The following is a 2,946-nucleotide window of genomic DNA, read 5'->3' as shown; positions in this document are numbered from 1 at the left end:
TCCAACCTGTGAACTCCCCCAGGGCTGGAAGGCAGCAAGGGTCAACGGGCTCTGGCGGGTGCGCGGGGTCCCCTTCTTCGGAAAGGCCCGGCGGTGTCGTTTCAATCCCTTAGGCGCGACGAGTTGCGAATCCGGCATGACGAGTTGCGGTGCACCTACGCCGACCTTCAGGGCAAGAAACTCGCCCTGGACCTCACTCGCGGCAAGCCGTCGGCGGAGCAACTCGACCTGTCCAACGCCCTGCTGGAACTGCCCGGCAACGGGGACTTCCGCGACTCCGAGGGAACCGACACTCGCAACTACGGCGGCCAGCACGGTCTGCCCGGCCTGCGCGCGATCTTCGGTGAACTGCTCGGCGTCCCGGTGCCCAACCTGATCGCCGGCAACAACGCCAGTCTGGAACTGATGCACGACGCCGTGGTGTTCTCGATGCTGCACGGCGGGGTGGACTCGCCGCGGCCCTGGGTGCGCGAACCGGTGGTGAAGTTCCTGTGCCCGTCGCCCGGCTACGACCGTCATTTCGGGATCGCAGAGAACCTGGGTATCGAGATGATCACCGTGCCCATGCGCGACGACGGCCCCGACGTCGACCTGGTCGAGGAACTCGTGGCCGTCGACCCGGCCATCAAAGGCATGTGGTGCGTCCCGGTGTTCTCCAATCCGACCGGTGCGGTGTACTCGTGGGAAGTGGTTCGCAGACTGGTTCAAATGAAAACCGCCGCAACGGATTTCCGGCTGTTCTGGGATAACGCCTACCCGGTGCACACACTGACGGCGGAATTCCCACGGCAAGTTGACGTGCTCGGCTTAGCGGCTGCCGCCGGGAATCCTCATCGGCCCTACGTATTCGCCTCCACCTCCAAGATCACCTTCGCAGGCGCCGGGGTGAGCTTCCTGGGCGGATCGCTGGGCAACATCGCCTGGTATCTGCAGCACGCGGGCAAGAAGTCGATCGGTCCGGACAAGGTCAACCACTTGCGGCACTTGAGGTTTCTGCGCGACGCCGACGGGGTGCGTCGCCACATGCTGCGCCACCGGGAGGTGCTGGCGCCGAAATTCGAACTGGTTGCCGACATTCTGGACAAGCGGCTGTCGGAGTCGAAGATCGCGTCGTGGACCGAGCCGAAGGGCGGCTACTTCGTCAGTCTCGACGTGCTGCCGGGCACCGCCAAGCGCACCGTCGCCCTGGCCAAGGACGCCGGCATCGCCGTCACCGCGGCGGGCGCCTCGTTCCCGTACGGGAAAGATCCCGATGACGCCAACATCCGCGTCGCCCCGAGTTTCCCGACCCTGGCCGACCTGTCCGAGGCCATCGACGGACTGGCGACGTGTGCGCTGCTGGCGGCGACGGAGAAACTGCTGGACAACGAATCCGTCAGCCAGGGTGGGTAGCCTTCCGACGTGGCGCTCTACCGCAAATACCGGCCGGCGACGTTCGCCGAGGTGGTTGGCCAGGAGCACGTCACCGAACCGCTGTCGACGGCGCTGTCGGCAGGGCGGATCAATCACGCCTACCTGTTCTCCGGGCCGCGCGGGTGCGGCAAGACGTCGTCGGCGCGCATTCTCGCCCGGTCGCTGAACTGCGAGCAGGGGCCGACCCCGACGCCGTGCGGCGCGTGCGATTCGTGCTTGTCTCTGGCGTCCAGTGGCGGAGAGTCGATGGACGTCGTCGAACTCGACGCCGCCAGCCACGGCGGCGTGAACGACACCCGTGAACTGCGCGATCGCGCCTTCTACGCACCTGCCCAGTCGCGCTACCGGATATTCATCATCGATGAAGCGCATATGGTCAGCAAGGAGGGCTTTAACGCACTGCTCAAGATCGTTGAGGAACCTCCCGAGCATGTGATCTTCGTGTTCGCCACTACCGAACCCGACAAAGTGCTGGCGACGATCCGCTCGCGCACCCACCACTATCCGTTCCGCCTGCTGGCACCTCGCACCATGCGGAGCTTGGTGGAGAAGATCCTCGCCTCGGAGAACGTCGAGGTCGACGAGGCCGTCTTCCCCCTGGTGATCCGGGCCGGTGGCGGTTCACCGCGCGACACGTTGAGTGTGCTCGACCAGTTGCTGGCCGGGGCCGAGGACAACCGGGTCCACTATCAACGGGCGCTGGCGTTGTTGGGGGCTACCGACATCGCCCTGATCGACGATGCAGTGGACGCGCTGTCCGCCGGGGACGCCGCTGCACTGTTCGGTGCGGTCGAGTCGGTCATCGACGCCGGGCACGACCCGCGTCGTTTCGCCCTGGATCTTCTGGAGCGGTTCCGGGACCTCATTGTGCTGCAGGCTGTTCCGGATGCCGCCAGCCGCGGCGTGGTGGATGCACCCGGTGACGTGCTGGAGCGGATGCGGGATCAGGCCGGACGAATCGGGTCGGCGACGCTGGCCCGCTACGCCGAGGTGGTCCACGCCGGGCTGGGGGAGATGCGCGGGGCCACCGCTCCCCGGCTGCTCTTGGAGGTGGTCTGTGCCCGGCTGCTGTTGCCGTCGGCGTCGGACACCGAATCGGCCCTGCTGCAGCGCATCGAACGCATCGAGACCCGGCTGGACATCTCCATCCCGGCCGGTGAGGCCGCCGCGAGTGCTTCGCCGGTGAGCGGTAAGCAGTACGTGCGCAAGACGCAGACTGCCTCGCCCGCGGCGCCCGTTGCCGCGCCCCCGCCCGTCGAGAAGCCCCCGCCCGTCGAGAAGCCCCCGCCCGTCGAACCCCCGCCACTCGAGCGCCCGCCCGCGGAGAAGGCTGCCCCCGCCGCGCCCCGACCCGCTGCGGAGGCGCCGCCCGTCCCACCCGCCGCGCCCCGACCCGCTGCGGAGGCCTCGCCCGTCGCGCCCGCCGCGCCCCGACCCGCTGCGGAGGCCTCGCCCGTCGCGCCCGCCGCGCCCCGACCCGCTGCGGAGGCCCCGCCCGTCCCACCCCCGCCCGTCCCACCCCCGCCCGTCCCG

2 protein-coding genes and 1 other RNA gene are annotated in these 2,946 nt (G+C 68.5%); all 3 read left to right on the top strand.

The window, feature by feature from the left end:
• Nucleotides 1-80, top strand: an RNA gene (ffs, locus tag ADBZ5N_RS18370) — signal recognition particle sRNA small type; the annotation flags it as partial.
• A 13-nt stretch (nucleotides 81-93) separates the two neighbouring features.
• Nucleotides 94-1,392, top strand: a complete 1,299-nt coding sequence (locus tag ADBZ5N_RS18365; protein WP_526259957.1) for an aspartate aminotransferase type Ic — start codon at nucleotides 94-96, stop codon at nucleotides 1,390-1,392.
• A gap of 9 nt (nucleotides 1,393-1,401) precedes the next feature.
• The coding region (locus tag ADBZ5N_RS18360; RefSeq protein WP_526259955.1) for a DNA polymerase III subunits gamma/tau at nucleotides 1,402-2,946 on the top strand (1,545 nt) is incomplete at its 3' end.

Source organism: Mycobacterium sp., assembly GCF_044370595.1.
In the GTDB taxonomy this organism is placed as follows: domain Bacteria; phylum Actinomycetota; class Actinomycetes; order Mycobacteriales; family Mycobacteriaceae; genus Mycobacterium.
Note: the sequence above shows the minus strand (reverse complement) of the source record. Positions and strands in the feature narration are given on the sequence as shown.